This is a genomic window from Rhodococcus sp. IEGM 1366, from assembly GCF_033142425.1.
In the GTDB taxonomy this organism is placed as follows: domain Bacteria; phylum Actinomycetota; class Actinomycetes; order Mycobacteriales; family Mycobacteriaceae; genus Rhodococcus_F; species Rhodococcus_F globerula.
Window position 1 is genome coordinate 502,380 of the sequence record NZ_JAWLRZ010000003.1, and the last position, 12,611, is coordinate 514,990.

Annotated in this window: 12 protein-coding genes; 8 read left to right on the forward strand and 4 right to left on the reverse strand. The window is 64.1% G+C overall.

Going from position 1 to position 12,611, the window contains the following annotated elements; all coding sequences use genetic code 11:
- Positions 1-34: 34 nt before the first annotated feature.
- The gene (gene kstR, locus R4P64_RS12060; RefSeq protein WP_033232537.1) at positions 35-673 is read left to right on the forward strand and encodes a cholesterol catabolism transcriptional regulator KstR; all 639 of its coding nucleotides are present in this window, start codon (positions 35-37) and stop codon (positions 671-673) included.
- An 87-nt stretch (positions 674-760) separates the two neighbouring features.
- Positions 761-3,322 carry a trehalose-phosphatase gene (gene otsB / locus R4P64_RS12065; RefSeq protein WP_045068411.1) on the forward strand — a complete coding sequence of 854 codons (2,562 nt, stop codon included), beginning with the start codon at positions 761-763 and terminating at the stop codon, positions 3,320-3,322.
- Here otsB and R4P64_RS12070 read toward each other — a convergent pair.
- Positions 3,307-4,395: a LacI family DNA-binding transcriptional regulator gene (locus tag R4P64_RS12070; protein WP_033232541.1), complete on the reverse strand. Its 1,089-nt coding sequence runs from the start codon at positions 4,393-4,395 to the stop codon at positions 3,307-3,309. The two genes, otsB and R4P64_RS12070, sit on opposite strands and share 16 nt — an antisense overlap.
- 138 nt (positions 4,396-4,533) lie before the next feature.
- Between R4P64_RS12070 and R4P64_RS12075 the strand changes: the two genes are divergently transcribed.
- From R4P64_RS12075 to R4P64_RS12100, 6 genes are all read left to right on the forward strand, one after another.
- Positions 4,534-5,481 (forward strand): metal ABC transporter solute-binding protein, Zn/Mn family, encoded by a 948-nt coding sequence (locus R4P64_RS12075; protein ID WP_116104123.1) that lies wholly within the window; start codon positions 4,534-4,536, stop codon positions 5,479-5,481.
- A gap of 38 nt (positions 5,482-5,519) precedes the next feature.
- Positions 5,520-6,404, forward strand: a complete 885-nt coding sequence (locus R4P64_RS12080) for a metal ABC transporter ATP-binding protein (protein ID WP_116104124.1) — start codon at positions 5,520-5,522, stop codon at positions 6,402-6,404.
- A complete protein-coding gene (locus R4P64_RS12085) occupies positions 6,401-7,282 on the forward strand; it encodes a metal ABC transporter permease (protein ID WP_033232545.1) in 882 nt (293 codons plus the stop codon). Before R4P64_RS12080 ends, R4P64_RS12085 begins: the two co-directional genes overlap by 4 nt.
- A complete protein-coding gene (locus R4P64_RS12090; RefSeq protein ID WP_317820956.1) occupies positions 7,279-8,040 on the forward strand; it encodes a 5-oxoprolinase subunit PxpA in 762 nt (253 codons plus the stop codon). Before R4P64_RS12085 ends, R4P64_RS12090 begins: the two co-directional genes overlap by 4 nt.
- A 39-nt stretch (positions 8,041-8,079) precedes the next feature.
- On the forward strand, positions 8,080-8,940 hold the full coding sequence (locus R4P64_RS12095; RefSeq protein WP_317820958.1) for a biotin-dependent carboxyltransferase family protein: 861 nt from the start codon (positions 8,080-8,082) through the stop codon (positions 8,938-8,940).
- A 73-nt stretch (positions 8,941-9,013) separates the two neighbouring features.
- On the forward strand, positions 9,014-9,685 hold the full coding sequence (locus R4P64_RS12100) for an LpqN/LpqT family lipoprotein (RefSeq protein ID WP_033232551.1): 672 nt from the start codon (positions 9,014-9,016) through the stop codon (positions 9,683-9,685).
- 60 nt (positions 9,686-9,745) lie between these two features.
- On the opposite strand, the gene rlmB is transcribed toward R4P64_RS12100, so the two are convergent.
- Genes rlmB through ispF form a run of 3 tightly spaced genes read right to left on the reverse strand, consistent with a single transcriptional unit; the run spans position 9,746 to position 12,602 of the window.
- Positions 9,746-10,717, reverse strand: coding sequence for a 23S rRNA (guanosine(2251)-2'-O)-methyltransferase RlmB (gene rlmB, locus R4P64_RS12105; RefSeq protein WP_033232555.1), 972 nt, complete (start codon positions 10,715-10,717; stop codon positions 9,746-9,748).
- A 2-nt stretch (positions 10,718-10,719) separates the two neighbouring features.
- A complete protein-coding gene (gene cysS / locus R4P64_RS12110) occupies positions 10,720-12,114 on the reverse strand; it encodes a cysteine--tRNA ligase (protein WP_033232556.1) in 1,395 nt (464 codons plus the stop codon).
- An 11-nt stretch (positions 12,115-12,125) separates the two neighbouring features.
- A complete protein-coding gene (gene ispF, locus R4P64_RS12115; RefSeq protein ID WP_033232559.1) occupies positions 12,126-12,602 on the reverse strand; it encodes a 2-C-methyl-D-erythritol 2,4-cyclodiphosphate synthase in 477 nt (158 codons plus the stop codon).
- Between the last annotated feature and the right edge of the window lie 9 nt (positions 12,603-12,611).

Consider the following 12,611-nt stretch of genomic DNA (forward strand, 5'->3'; position numbering starts at 1 on the left):
CTGGCCATGAGTCAAGGCGCGAAGGAATTTGTCGATGACCGCAACATCTCGATCCCGCTCCACTGCCGTCGCATCCGCGACGCTCGGAGAGGACGATCTCAGCTCCAACGCGCAACGCGAACGTCGCAAGCGAATACTCGATGCCACATTGACATTGGCATCCAAGGGCGGATACGAAGCCGTTCAGATGCGCGCGGTGGCCGAGCGTGCGGATGTTGCCGTCGGAACGCTCTACCGATATTTTCCGTCGAAGGTGCACCTCCTGGTTTCCGCTCTGGCGCGTGAGTTCGAGAAGATCGACTCCAGAGGCAAGATTCCGCCCGGAACAAGCCCGCTCGAGCGCATGCAGCTGATCCTGAGTTTGATCACCCGAGCAATGCAACGCGATCCACTGCTCACCGAAGCAATGACCCGCGCATTCATGTTCGCCGACGCGTCTGCTGCTGCCGAGGTCGATCACGTGGGCCAACTGATGGACCGATTGTTTGCACGCGCGATGACCGAAGAGGAACCGAACGACGAACAGTTGGCTATCGCCCGCGTGATCTCCGATGTGTGGCTGTCCAACCTCGTGGCTTGGCTCACACGCCGATCATCGGCCACCGACGTCGCCAATCGACTCGAATTGACCGTTGAACTGTTGCTCGGCGACGGATCCCGCAGACCCGCATAGGGATAATCCGGATCGATAATCGGTTCTGGGCACCTGCCGAGCCGACGTACCGAGCCAGGACGCTCGCAATCACCTAGATTTGAAGAGGTGAGCGCACAGGATCTCCCCATCGAACTCCGTCGAGCCCTCTCAGCCGTGGCGCAGACGCCACGGTTGCTGGTTGCCTCCGATTACGACGGGACCATGGCGCCCATCGTCGCGGATCCGGAGAAGGCGTATCCACGCGCGGAATCGGTCCGCGCCCTTCGCTCGCTCGCCAGCCTGGCTTCCACGACAGCGGCCGTCATCTCGGGACGTGCCCTCAAAGACCTCGCCGCGCTCTCCCGACTCCCCGCCGAAGTACAGCTGGTCGGTAGTCACGGCTCCGAATTCGACATCGGATTTGTTCACGCCATCGACGCCGACGCCAAGAAACTGCTCGGCGAGATCAGCACCGAACTGACCCGGATCGCGTCCCGCACTCCCGGCGCGACCGTCGAGAAGAAACCTGCCAGCATCGCTCTACACGTTCGAAACTCCCCCGAAGACGACGCCGAAAAAGCCCTGATCGCGGTGCGAACGGAATCCGCGCTCTGGCCGGGAGTGCAGGTCACGGAAGGCAAGTCCGTCGTAGAACTGGCTGTCATCGCCACCGACAAAGGCCAAGCGCTTGATCTCATCCGGCACCAGGACGGCGCAACCGCCGCCGTGTTCATCGGCGACGACGTCACCGATGAAAAGGCGTTCGCCAGGCTGTCCGGCCCGGACATCGGCGTCAAGGTCGGCCCGGGCGACACCATGGCCGCCTTCCGCGTCGACAGCACCGAGGACGTCGCGGCCGCGTTGGCATTTCTGCTCGAAGAGCGCCGCACGTGGCTTTCGGGTGCGGACGCGCCGCCCATCGAGCGGCTGTCCATGCTTGCCAGCCCCCGCACTGTTGCGTTGGTTACGCCCGACGCCACCCTGACCTGGTTGTGTCACCCCGAACCCGACTCTGCAGCGGTATTCGCCCACCTGCTCGGCGGGACAGCAGCCGGGCACTTCAGCGTCGGGCCACGGCGGACTGCGCTGCCGCTGAGCCAGAAGTACCTCGACGGCACCATGACCGTTCAAACTCGGTGGGCCAGCCTGTCTGTCACCGACTATCTCCCCCACGACGTGCAACAGGGCCGAACCGACTTCACCCGCATCATCTCCGGTAGAGCCGACGCCGTGGTCTCGTTTGCACCGCGCCCGGAGTTCGGCCAAGCTCAAGTCACCCTCGAGATCGTGGAGGACGGCATCCGCGTCCTGGGCACCAACGAGCCGTACGTGCTGCGATCCCCCGGTGTGCAGTGGAATATTGCCACCGACGGCAATCAACAGACCGCCCATGCAATCGTCACGCCGTCAGCCGGCGATATCGTTCTCGAACTGCGCTGCGGCACAACAGATATGGACCCGTCACCGGCGCCCGAAGCGGATCGCCGCGCCAGGTCGGAAAGTTACTGGTCCGATTGGGCTAAAACCCTCGAGCTGCCGAAACTCAAGCCGGACTTGATGAAACGCTCCGCTCTCACACTGCGTGGACTCGTCCACGCCGACTCAGGCTCCATCATGGCTGCGGCGACCACGTCACTGCCTGAAGAGATCGGCGGCGTCCGAAACTGGGACTACCGCTACTGCTGGTTGCGTGACGCCGCGCTCACCGCAACAGCTCTCGTAAGTGTCGGGTCGACGCACGAAGCCGAGGAGTACCTCGACTGGGTCCACCGTGTCCTCGAAACATTGCCGGGCCCCGAGCGTCTACACCCGCTGTACACGCTGAACGGCACGTCACTGCCGCCTGAGGCCGTCATCGACTCCCTGCCCGGGTACGCCGGCTCCCGCCCGGTGCGGGTTGGCAACGCTGCCAATCAGCAAGTCCAACTCGACGTCTTCGGCCCCATCGTCGAACTGATCGTCCACCTTGCCGATGCCCGCGAAAAGGCCGGAGCTGCCGAGCCTTTGAGCGATCGCGACTGGGAACTAGTAGGCGCAATGGTCGAAGCCGTGCAACGACGGTGGTTCGAACCTGATCACGGCATCTGGGAGATCCGCGACAACCCGCGCCATCACGTCTACTCCAAGGTGATGGGGTGGGTGACCGTCGACCGCGCAGTGAAACTGGCCGACCGCTTCGGCCGAACGGCACTGCCCGAGTGGGCCGAATTGCGCGATCAGATTGCCGACGAGGTGCGCCACAAGGGATGGAAGGACGACGTCCAGTCGTACACCGCCGCATACGACGGCGTAGATCTCGACGCCGCAACCCTGCACATCGGACTGTCCGGGCTGATCGATCCGGAGGACCCGCGATTTGCCGCGACGGTAGTCGCCACCGAAGCCGAATTGCGTAGCGGTTCAACGGTGTACCGCTATCACCACGACGATGGCCTGCCCGGCATCGAGGGTGGATTCCACCTCTGCGCGGCCTGGTTGGTCGAGGCGTACCTGCTGATCGGACAACGCCTGCAAGCAGAGGCGCTGTTCGACCAACTGGTCGCAGCAGCAGGTCCTACCGGTCTTCTCGCGGAAGAGTACGACCCTGTTGCAGAACGCTCCCTCGGCAACCATCCCCAGGCTTACAGCCATCTCGGCCTACTGCGCTGCGCTCAGCTCTTGGACTTACCCGCTCAGATCTTGGCCTGACCCGACGTACGGCCGACCAGTAGTTCCGTCTCGAGCATCTCGATGATCGGCACACCGGAACCGGACGGTGACATCAGCAGTGCACCCGCGCGCCGGCCCTTCTCCTCCTGAGGCTGGCGCACGGTGGTCAGCGATTCACGAAGCGCCTCGCCCACGCCGTCGAATCCGGTGATCGACAATTGACCAGGCACGTCGATGCCCTGCCAGCGTGCCCAGTCCAAAGCGCCGAGGGCAAGTACGTCGGTGGTGCAGATCAGTGCCGTGATCTTCGGATTGGTCGCGAGCGCCTCCGCTGCCGCGGAGTGCCCGGACTGCGTGGTGTGGACGTACCGCTCGATCACAGTCAGAGAAAACGGATCAATCTGCGCCGTCGACATCGCGTCGCGCACTCCCTCGATCCGCTCACGCTGAACGTGGAAATGCGGCGACTTCAGGCGCTCCTGACTGACAACACCATCCATCCGGTCTCGCCCCAGCCGCATGCAAAGCACACCGATCTCGGTGTGGCCCAGACCGATGAGGTAATCGGCAACCTTGCGCATGGCAGCGCGGTCATCGATGCCCACGAGAGACGCTCCGGGAATCTCGCGCGGCTGATCGCACACCACGATCGGGATGTGACGTTCGAGGACGGCGGCAAGATACGGGTCGTCGTCGGCAACCGAATAGACGACAAAACCGTCGACGCCGGCTTGCTGCACGACCGCGGCGGCATCCACGTCGTCTCGCCCTGGTCCGGCAGGAATCAGGAGCAACCCCTGCCCAGCTTCCTCGCAGGATTCCGAGAGGCCTGCCAGGAAGCTCATGGCAGCCGGGTCACGGAAGCTGTAACTGAGCGCTTCGGTGAGGAGAAGTCCTACGGCACCGGCTTTGCGGGTACGTAGGGAACGGGCGACCGGATCGGGTCCGGGATATCCGCGTCGCTTGGCCGCTTGGAGCACTCGATCCCGAAGCTCGACGGAGAGCTGATCGGGTCGGTTGTACGCGTTCGAGACTGTTGTTCTCGACACATTGAGCTCGGCGGCGAGCGACGCCAAAGTGGCTTGACGGCGTGGCTGACGGGACCGGGGCATAGACGGACGTTATCGGTACCCGTCAAAGTCGGCACGACGGGGCTGAACCGAACATGACCTACCAGCGACTATGCGCTAATGTGTAACGGTAACGGTTTCCAATAGCATTTAGCCCACCCTTCGTTCAGGAGAAAATTCGTGCGCTCGTCGTCCAAAATCCGCATCGCCGCCCTCGCCACCATCTCGGTCGCAGCGGCCATGGCACTGACGGCCTGCGGCTCCGAAAAGACCGGGGACGATGGCATCTCCGTCGTCGCCTCCACAAACGTGTGGGGCAACGTTGCGCAGGCCGTCGCAGGTGACGTTCTCACCGTCACCTCCATCATCGACGAGCCGTCCGCGGATCCGCATTCCTTCGAAGCCACCCCGGCTCAGGCTGCCAAGATCACCGACGCATCGCTTGTCGTCTACAACGGTGGTGGCTACGACCAATTTGTCACCGACATCCTCGACGCAGGCAAGGGCGACCAGAAGACCGTCAACGCGTACGACCTGCTCGACGGTGGAATCCACGCAGGCGAGACCTCGGGAGAATCGCACGACGGTCACACGCACGGTGCCGTCAACGAGCACGTCTGGTTCGACATCCCCACCGTCGACGCAGTGGCCCACTCCGTCGCCGACCAACTCAGTGCCCTCGACCCCGACAATGCGTCGACGTACGAGGCAAACGCGCAGGCATACAGCCAGAAACTGGCCGGCGTCACCGCTGTCACCGATTCGATTGCCGCTGCCCACGGCGGCGAGTCGGTCGCGCAGACCGAACCCATCGCGCACTACCTGTTGGTTGCCGCCGAACTGAAGGACGCAACCCCCGAGGAATTCACCAGCGCAATCGAAGACGGCAACGATCCGTCACCGGCCGCGATCGCCGCAACGCGCCAATTGCTGTCGGACAAGGCTGCCAGGGCCCTCGTCTACAACACTCAGACGCAGGACAAAGTGACGCAGGACATGCGCTCCACCGCCGAGAAAGCAGGCGTGCCCGTCGTCGAGGTTACGGAGACTCTCCCCGAAGGCCTGGACTACATTCAGTGGCAGACGCAGACCGCGGAGTCGCTAGCCAACGCCCTCTCTGCCCAGTAATTTTTTCCCACTCAATTCCGAGAAGAACCGATCGGCTTGTGACAGAAACCTCCGCGAATACAACGGCGCCGGCAACAAACTCCGTGCCAGCAGTCGCCCTGAAAGACGCCCGATTGTCCTTCGGCGCCCGCACCCTCTGGGACGGCCTCGACCTCGAGGTTCAGCCCGGCGAGTTCATCGCCGTGCTCGGCCCTAACGGCTCCGGCAAGACCTCACTTCTGAAGATTCTGCTGGGGCAGCTACAACTCAGCGGCGGCAGCGCAGAAATCGCCGGAACCCCGGCCCGCGCCGGAAACTCGCACGTCGGGTACATCCCGCAGCAGAAATCCATCGACGACGGACTTCCGCTGCGCGGGCGCGACCTTGTCGGTCTCGGGGTCGACGGACATCAGTGGGGCACCGGCCTGCTTCGGCGGGGGCGTCGGCGCGCGATTGTCGACAACGCCATCGCGCAGGTCAGCGCCGAAGCGTTCGCGGACGCCCCCATCGGATCCATGTCCGGCGGTGAGCAACAGCGATTGCGTATTGCGCAGGCACTGGTCGGCGATCCGAAGATCCTGCTGTGCGACGAACCGCTGCTCAGCCTCGACCTCGCCAACCAGCATCTGGTGTCCACGTTGATCGACAAGCGTCGACGCACCCACAACACGGCCGTACTGTTCGTGACCCACGAGATCAATCCGATCCTTCCGCTGGTCGATCGGGTGCTGTATCTGGTCGACGGCAAGTTCCGCATCGGAACGCCGGCCGAGGTGATGACGTCCGAGGTTCTCTCTGATCTGTACAACACCGACGTCGAGGTACTGCAGGTTCGTGGCCGCCTGGTTGTCGTCGGCACCGGCGACGCCATCGACGCTCTCGGCAGCGCGGGCGGCCTGCGTCCGGGCGAAGGCGTCCACCACAGCGATGAGGATCACGCGTGAGCAACAAATTCACCGATGCGATGTCGCGGATGTTCGACGTGTCCGCCACTGTCGACCTTCTGCAGTACGACTTCGTCCAGCAGGCATTGATCGCCGGGGCGATTCTCGGATTGCTGGCCGGCATCATCGGCCCGCTGATCGTGAGCCGGCAGATGTCGTTCTCCGTTCACGGGACCAGTGAGCTGTCACTGACCGGCGCGTCGGCTGCCCTGCTGGTCGGAGTGAGTGTCGGCGCCGGAGCAATTGTGGGTTCGGTGGTCGCGGCAGTTCTCTTCGGACTACTGGGAGCCAAAGCGCGAGACCGCGATTCGGTGATCGGCGTGATCATGGCCTTCGGGCTCGGACTGTCGGTGCTGTTCCTCTGGGCGTACGACGGCCGCACCGGAACCAGCTTCTCGTTGTTGGTCGGTCAGATCGTGGCACCTGGCAACAGCGGACTCGAACTGCTTCTTCTGTGCGCAGTCATCGTGATCGGCACGCTGGGATTCATCTACCGCCCCTTGCTGTTCGCCAGCACCGATCCCGAAGTGGCTGCGGCCCGCGGTGTTCCGGTACGCGCGCTGTCCATCGTCTTTGCGGTTCTGGTCGGCATCACGGCCGCTCTGGGTGTGCAGATCGTGGGCGCGCTGCTGGTGATGTCGTTGCTCATCACGCCCGCCGCGGCGGCCGCGTACGTCACCGCAAGCCCGCTCAAGGCCACCATCTTGTCCGTGGTCTTCGCGGAACTCGCCGCTGTCGGCGGCATCCTGCTCTCCCTCGCACCCGGAGTTCCGGTGTCCAGCTTTGTCACCACGGTGTCGTTTGTCATCTACCTGGTGTGCCGCCTCACCGGTTCTGCGCGACGCAAGAATGCCGGACGGATTCCGGCGCACGCATGACGATCCGCGTCGACCTCAACAGCGACCTCGGCGAGGGATACGGCGCCTGGACGCTCGGTGACGACAACGCCATGCTGACCGTGGTCACCAGCGCCAATATCGCGTGCGGGTTTCACGCCGGTGACCCGACCACACTGTTGGTGACCTGCCGCTCCGCTGTGGCGCAGAACGTACGGATCGGCGCGCAGGTCGGATACAACGATCTTTCGGGATTCGGCCGACGCTTCATCGACGTCTCACCCACCGATCTCGCGGCCGACGTCATTTATCAACTAGGGGCACTCGACGGACTGGCCCGTGTCGCCGGCTCCCGCGTCACGTACGTCAAACCTCACGGCGCGCTCTACAACGCGATAGTGCATCACCGTGAACAAGCGCGCGCCGTTGTCGACGCCGTTCGTAGCTACGACGCGTCCCTCCCCGTTCTCGGGCTCCCGGGTTCGGTGTTCCTGGCCGAAGCGGAAGCGGCCGGTCTGACAGTTGTGACCGAGGCCTTTGCCGACCGCGCGTACACGCCGGAGGGGACGTTGGTGCCCCGAAACCAGCCAGGGGCAGTGCTTCACAACCCTCTTGCCATTGCCGAACGCGTGCGCCGGATAGTGCTCGAGGGCGTCGTAGACGCCATTGACGGCAGCCGCGTGACGGTCCGCGCCGACTCGGTGTGCGTCCACGGTGATACCCCGGCCGCCGTCGACATGGCCACCGAAATCCGGAGACTGCTCACCGCGTCCGACGTGACGATCACGCCCTTCACCTGATTCCTGCGCCCGCACTCCTCGCTGAGGGACAATGGCTTCATGGCATGGCTCGATGTCGTTCGCCCCGGCCCGTTGACCACCGTCCAGGACCATGGACGGGTAGGTTGCGCGGCCAGCGGCGTCGGCCGCTCCGGCGCGGTTGATCTGATCTCCCACGACGCGGCAAACAGGCTGGTAGGAAACGCACCTCATGCCGCCACGCTCGAAATCACGACAGGTGGATTCGCCGCACAGGCCGTCGGGCCGCTGACCGTTGCAGTCACCGGCGCGAGGGCACCGGTGACAGTCAACGCACGTCCCGTTGCCGACTACTCGACCCTCCGACTCGATGGCGGCGACCTCCTCGAAATCGGCTACAGCACAACCGGACTGCGCACCTATCTCGCTGTCCGCGGCGGCATCGACGTCCCGGAAACTCTCGGCTCTCGCTCCACCGACACACTCGCCGAACTCGGCCCAGCGCCCGTCCGCGCGGGCGATCACCTGCTCGTCGGAGTTGGCGAAGCCGAGTGGCCGATCGAGGATTTCATCCCACCGCCGGCGCCCACCCCATGCCCCGTTCCGCTCGGCATCACCCTCGGACCGCGCGACGACTGGTTCACACCCGCCTCCGTCCACGCATTGCTGCACCACGCCTGGACCGTCACCGAAGACACCGATCGAGTCGGCGTTCGGCTACGCGGCCCCGGACCGCTGCATCGCTCACGTACGTGCGAATTGCCCAGCGAAGGCGTCGTCTCCGGCTCGGTTCAAGTGCCCCCGAACGGTCACCCCGTGATATTCCTGGCTGATCATCCCGTAACCGGCGGGTATCCGGTGATCGCAGTGGTCACCGACCCCGGAATCGCCACGCTGGCGCAAATGAGACCGGGAAGTTCGGTTACCTTCCGGGTGGCGTAGGCGGCGCTGATAGTCTCAGCCACTGCTGGCGTCGGCGCACGGCCGTCGTGAATAAGCCGAAGGAAACTGACATATGAGTATGAAGAGCAGCACAATCGCTCTGAGCGCAGCCAGTTTGATCACCGCAGCACTTGTTCTCTCGGGATGCAGCAGCTCCGACGACGGCGAGGCTGTCTCGGAGGCCACCTCGGTAGCGACCTCCGCAACTACCTCGGCCGCCGCGGCAACAACGTCGGATGACAGCATCAGCTTCAGCGGCGAACGTGTCACCCTCAACTCCGGCACCGACGCCGACGCACCGGCCATCAGCGTCAGCCTTCCGGACGGATGGTCGCAGACCCAGAAAGTCACCACCGGAAGCGTCACGGACATCCTGTCCAGCAACCAGGCCGATGCAAACGGCTTCATGCCGAACACGACATTGACGGTGGAAAGCCAGGGCACCGCAAGCCCCGACGACGTTCTTGCCGGCGCCCAGGCGTCGCTCGGCATGCTCAACGGATGGACCGAGGTGAACAAGGTCGACCTCGACATCGACGGACAGAAGGCGATCCGCATCGCCGGAACCTGGTCGCCGCCGAACGTTGACGTTCCCCTGTTGGCGGTCATGACCGTCATCGCCTACCAGGCTGACGAATCGTCTCCCGTGTACCTGGTGAGCTTCGCGAATCAGTTCACCGATAAGGAAGACATGGCGCTCTCCGACCAGGTCGAGGAAATCAACACGTCAATCGAATTCGGCTAAGCCCCCCGTGCGCGTTTCTGGTCGTTCCCACTACCGGAAACGCGCACCGGGCCGAAGGCCCTAGCTGCTACGGCGACGACGCGCGATGTCGGCCAACACAACTCCGGCAGCAACCGAAGCGTTGAGCGACTCGACCGGTCCAGCCATGGGGATGGACAGAATCGCGTCACAGTTCTCGCGGACGAGACGTGAGAGTCCCTTGCCCTCCGAACCGACCACGATCACCACTGGACCGCTGCCGTCGAAATCGTCGAGAGTGGTGTCGCCACCGGCGTCGAGGCCCACAACCTGTACACCCTTGGACGCCCAGTCCTTGAGCGTGCGAGTGAGGTTGGTGGCGCGAGCAATCGGCAGACGAGCAGCAGCACCGGCACTGGTACGCCAAGCGACGGCACTGACACTGGCGCTACGACGCTCGGGAATCACGACGCCGTGTCCACCGAAAGCCGCGACCGAGCGCACGACGGCGCCCAGGTTGCGGGGGTCGGTGATGTTGTCCAGCGCGACGAGCAACGGCGGCTCGGCGTGCTTACGCGCCTCGGACAGGAGATCGTCCGGATGTGCGTAACGGTACGGCGGAACCTGCAGCGCGATGCCCTGGTGAAGACCGTTGGCACTCAGGCGATCCAGATCGGTACGCGGTACTTCGAGAATGGAGATTCCGGCATCAGCGGCAAGCTGAACGGATTCCTTCAGGCGGTCGTCGCTCTCGGTGCCGACGGCAACCCACAGCGCCGTCGCCGGAACGCCAGCGCGCAGGCACTCGACCACCGGGTTGCGTCCGAGCACTGTCTCGGGACCGTCGAGAACCTTGCGGCCCGGACCCGGACGGCCACCACGACCCTGCTTCTCGTCGGCCCGTGCGGCGCGCGCTGCACGCTTCGCCGCTGGATGCTTGGTGCGTGCCTCGGCGGGCGGCGTAGCGCCACGCCCTTCGAGACCGCGACGGTGCTTACCGCCGGAACCGGCAACCTGGCCCTTCTTGGTGCCGCCCTTACGGACTGCGCCGCGCCTGCTCGAGTTTCCAGCCATTGTTACTGCCCTGCCTTCAGGGACCATTCGGGTCCGTCGGGAGTATCGGTTACTTCGATACCCGCCTTGATGAGGCGATCACGGACTTCGTCCGCCACCGCCCAGTTCTTTTCCGTCCGTGCCTGCTGCCGCCGATCGAGATCGGCGCGCACCAACACGTCCAAAGCTTCCATTGCCGCCTCGGTGTCGCCACCGGACTGCGACCAATGCGCGTCGAGGGGGTCGACGCCCAGGATCGCGAGCATCGCTCGCACCTGACCTGCCGCCACGCGCGCCGCGCCCAGGTCTCCCGCTGCGAGCGCGGTATTGCCCGCACTCGCCTTGCCGTGAATCTCGGCCAACGCGATCGGGACCGACAAGTCGTTGTCGAGCGCTTCCGCGAAACCTTCTGTCCACGTCCCGAGTTCGACGCCACCTGCGCGCTTGTGCGTACGCAGGACAAACGCCTCGAGTCCTTGGTACGACTTGGCACTCTCTTCGAGGGCTTCGTCCGAGTACTCGAGATTCGAACGGTAGTGAGCACTACCGAGGTAGTACCTAAGTTCTTGCGGGCGAACCTTTTTCAAGACATTCGGCACCGACAGCACATTGCCGAGCGACTTGGACATCTTCTCGCCACTCATCGTGACCCAGCCGTTGTGCAGCCAGTACTGAGCAAAATCGTCGCCGACGCACTTTGCCTGGGCAATCTCGTTCTCGTGATGCGGGAAGACCAAATCCCTTCCACCGCAATGAATATCGAATGCGGCGCCGAGATAGAACTCCGCCATGGCCGAGCATTCGAGATGCCAGCCGGGACGGCCGGGTCCCCACGGAGTCGGCCACGAGGGTTCGCCAGGCTTGGCCGTCTTCCACAGCGTGAAGTCACGCGGGTCACGCTTGCCCTCGGCAGCACTCTCACCCTGATGGACGTCGTCGAGCTTGTGCCCGGAGAGTGCGCCGTATTCGGGGTAGCTCTGCACGTCGAAGTAGACGTCGCCGCCCGCGGCGTACGCATGACCGTTCGCGATGAGACGCTCCATCATCGTGACCATCTGCGTGACGTGACCGGTGGCCCGCGGTTCGATCGACGGCGGCAATACACCCAACTGGTCGTACGCCCACGTGAAGGAACGCTCGAACGTCGTGGCCCACTCCCACCAGGGACGGCCGGCGTCGGCAGCCTTGTTCAAGATCTTGTCGTCGATGTCCGTCACATTGCGCACGAATGCAACGTCGTTGTCGTGCGCCAGCAACCAGCGGCGCAGCACGTCGAATGCGACGCCGCTACGCACGTGTCCGATGTGAGGATCACCCTGGACTGTCGCCCCACACAGGTACACCGATGCATGTCCGGGGACCAACGGAACAAAATCCCGCAGGGCCCGCGTACCGGTGTCGTATAGGCGCAGGGTCACGACCAGCGATCTTACCTGTCGTTGCCGGTTGTCATGACCAACGCGGTGGCCATGGCGGCGATCCCCTCGCCGCGCCCGGTCAAACCGAGTCCATCGGTGGTGGTGGCGGAGACCGAAACCGGGGCACCGAGAACCTCGGAGAGGACCCGCTGCGCCTCATCGCGACGCGGACCGATCTTGGGGCGATTCCCGATGACCTGAACTGCGGCATTGCCGACCGTGAACTGGTTTTCCTCGAGCAACCGCCGAACCTCGGCGAGCATCCGGACGCCACTCACTCCGTCCCATTCCGGCCTCCCGGTACCGAAGACGGATCCGAGGTCGCCCAATCCCGCCGCGGAGAGAAGAGCGTCACACAACGCGTGAACGGCAACATCGCCGTCGGAATGCCCGGAGCAGCCGTCAGCATCCTCGAATAACAAACCGGCCATCCAACACGGCCGTCCTACCTCGATGGGATGAACATCCGTCCCCAGACCGACTCGCATCTAGTTTCC

What these genes read in the sequence shown, in the direction of transcription:
- kstR (WP_033232537.1), top strand. Translation starts at nt 35, where the DNA reads ATGACCGCAACATCTCGATCCCGCTCCACTGCCGTCGCATCCGCGACG.
- R4P64_RS12070 (WP_033232541.1), bottom strand. Translation starts at nt 4,395, where the DNA reads ATGCCCCGGTCCCGTCAGCCACGCCGTCAAGCCACTTTGGCGTCGCTC.
- R4P64_RS12090 (WP_317820956.1), top strand. Translation starts at nt 7,279, where the DNA reads ATGACGATCCGCGTCGACCTCAACAGCGACCTCGGCGAGGGATACGGC.
- R4P64_RS12095 (WP_317820958.1), top strand. Translation starts at nt 8,080, where the DNA reads ATGGCATGGCTCGATGTCGTTCGCCCCGGCCCGTTGACCACCGTCCAG.
- R4P64_RS12100 (WP_033232551.1), top strand. Translation starts at nt 9,014, where the DNA reads ATGAGTATGAAGAGCAGCACAATCGCTCTGAGCGCAGCCAGTTTGATC.
- rlmB (WP_033232555.1), bottom strand. Translation starts at nt 10,717, where the DNA reads ATGGCTGGAAACTCGAGCAGGCGCGGCGCAGTCCGTAAGGGCGGCACC.
- ispF (WP_033232559.1), bottom strand. Translation starts at nt 12,602, where the DNA reads ATGCGAGTCGGTCTGGGGACGGATGTTCATCCCATCGAGGTAGGACGG.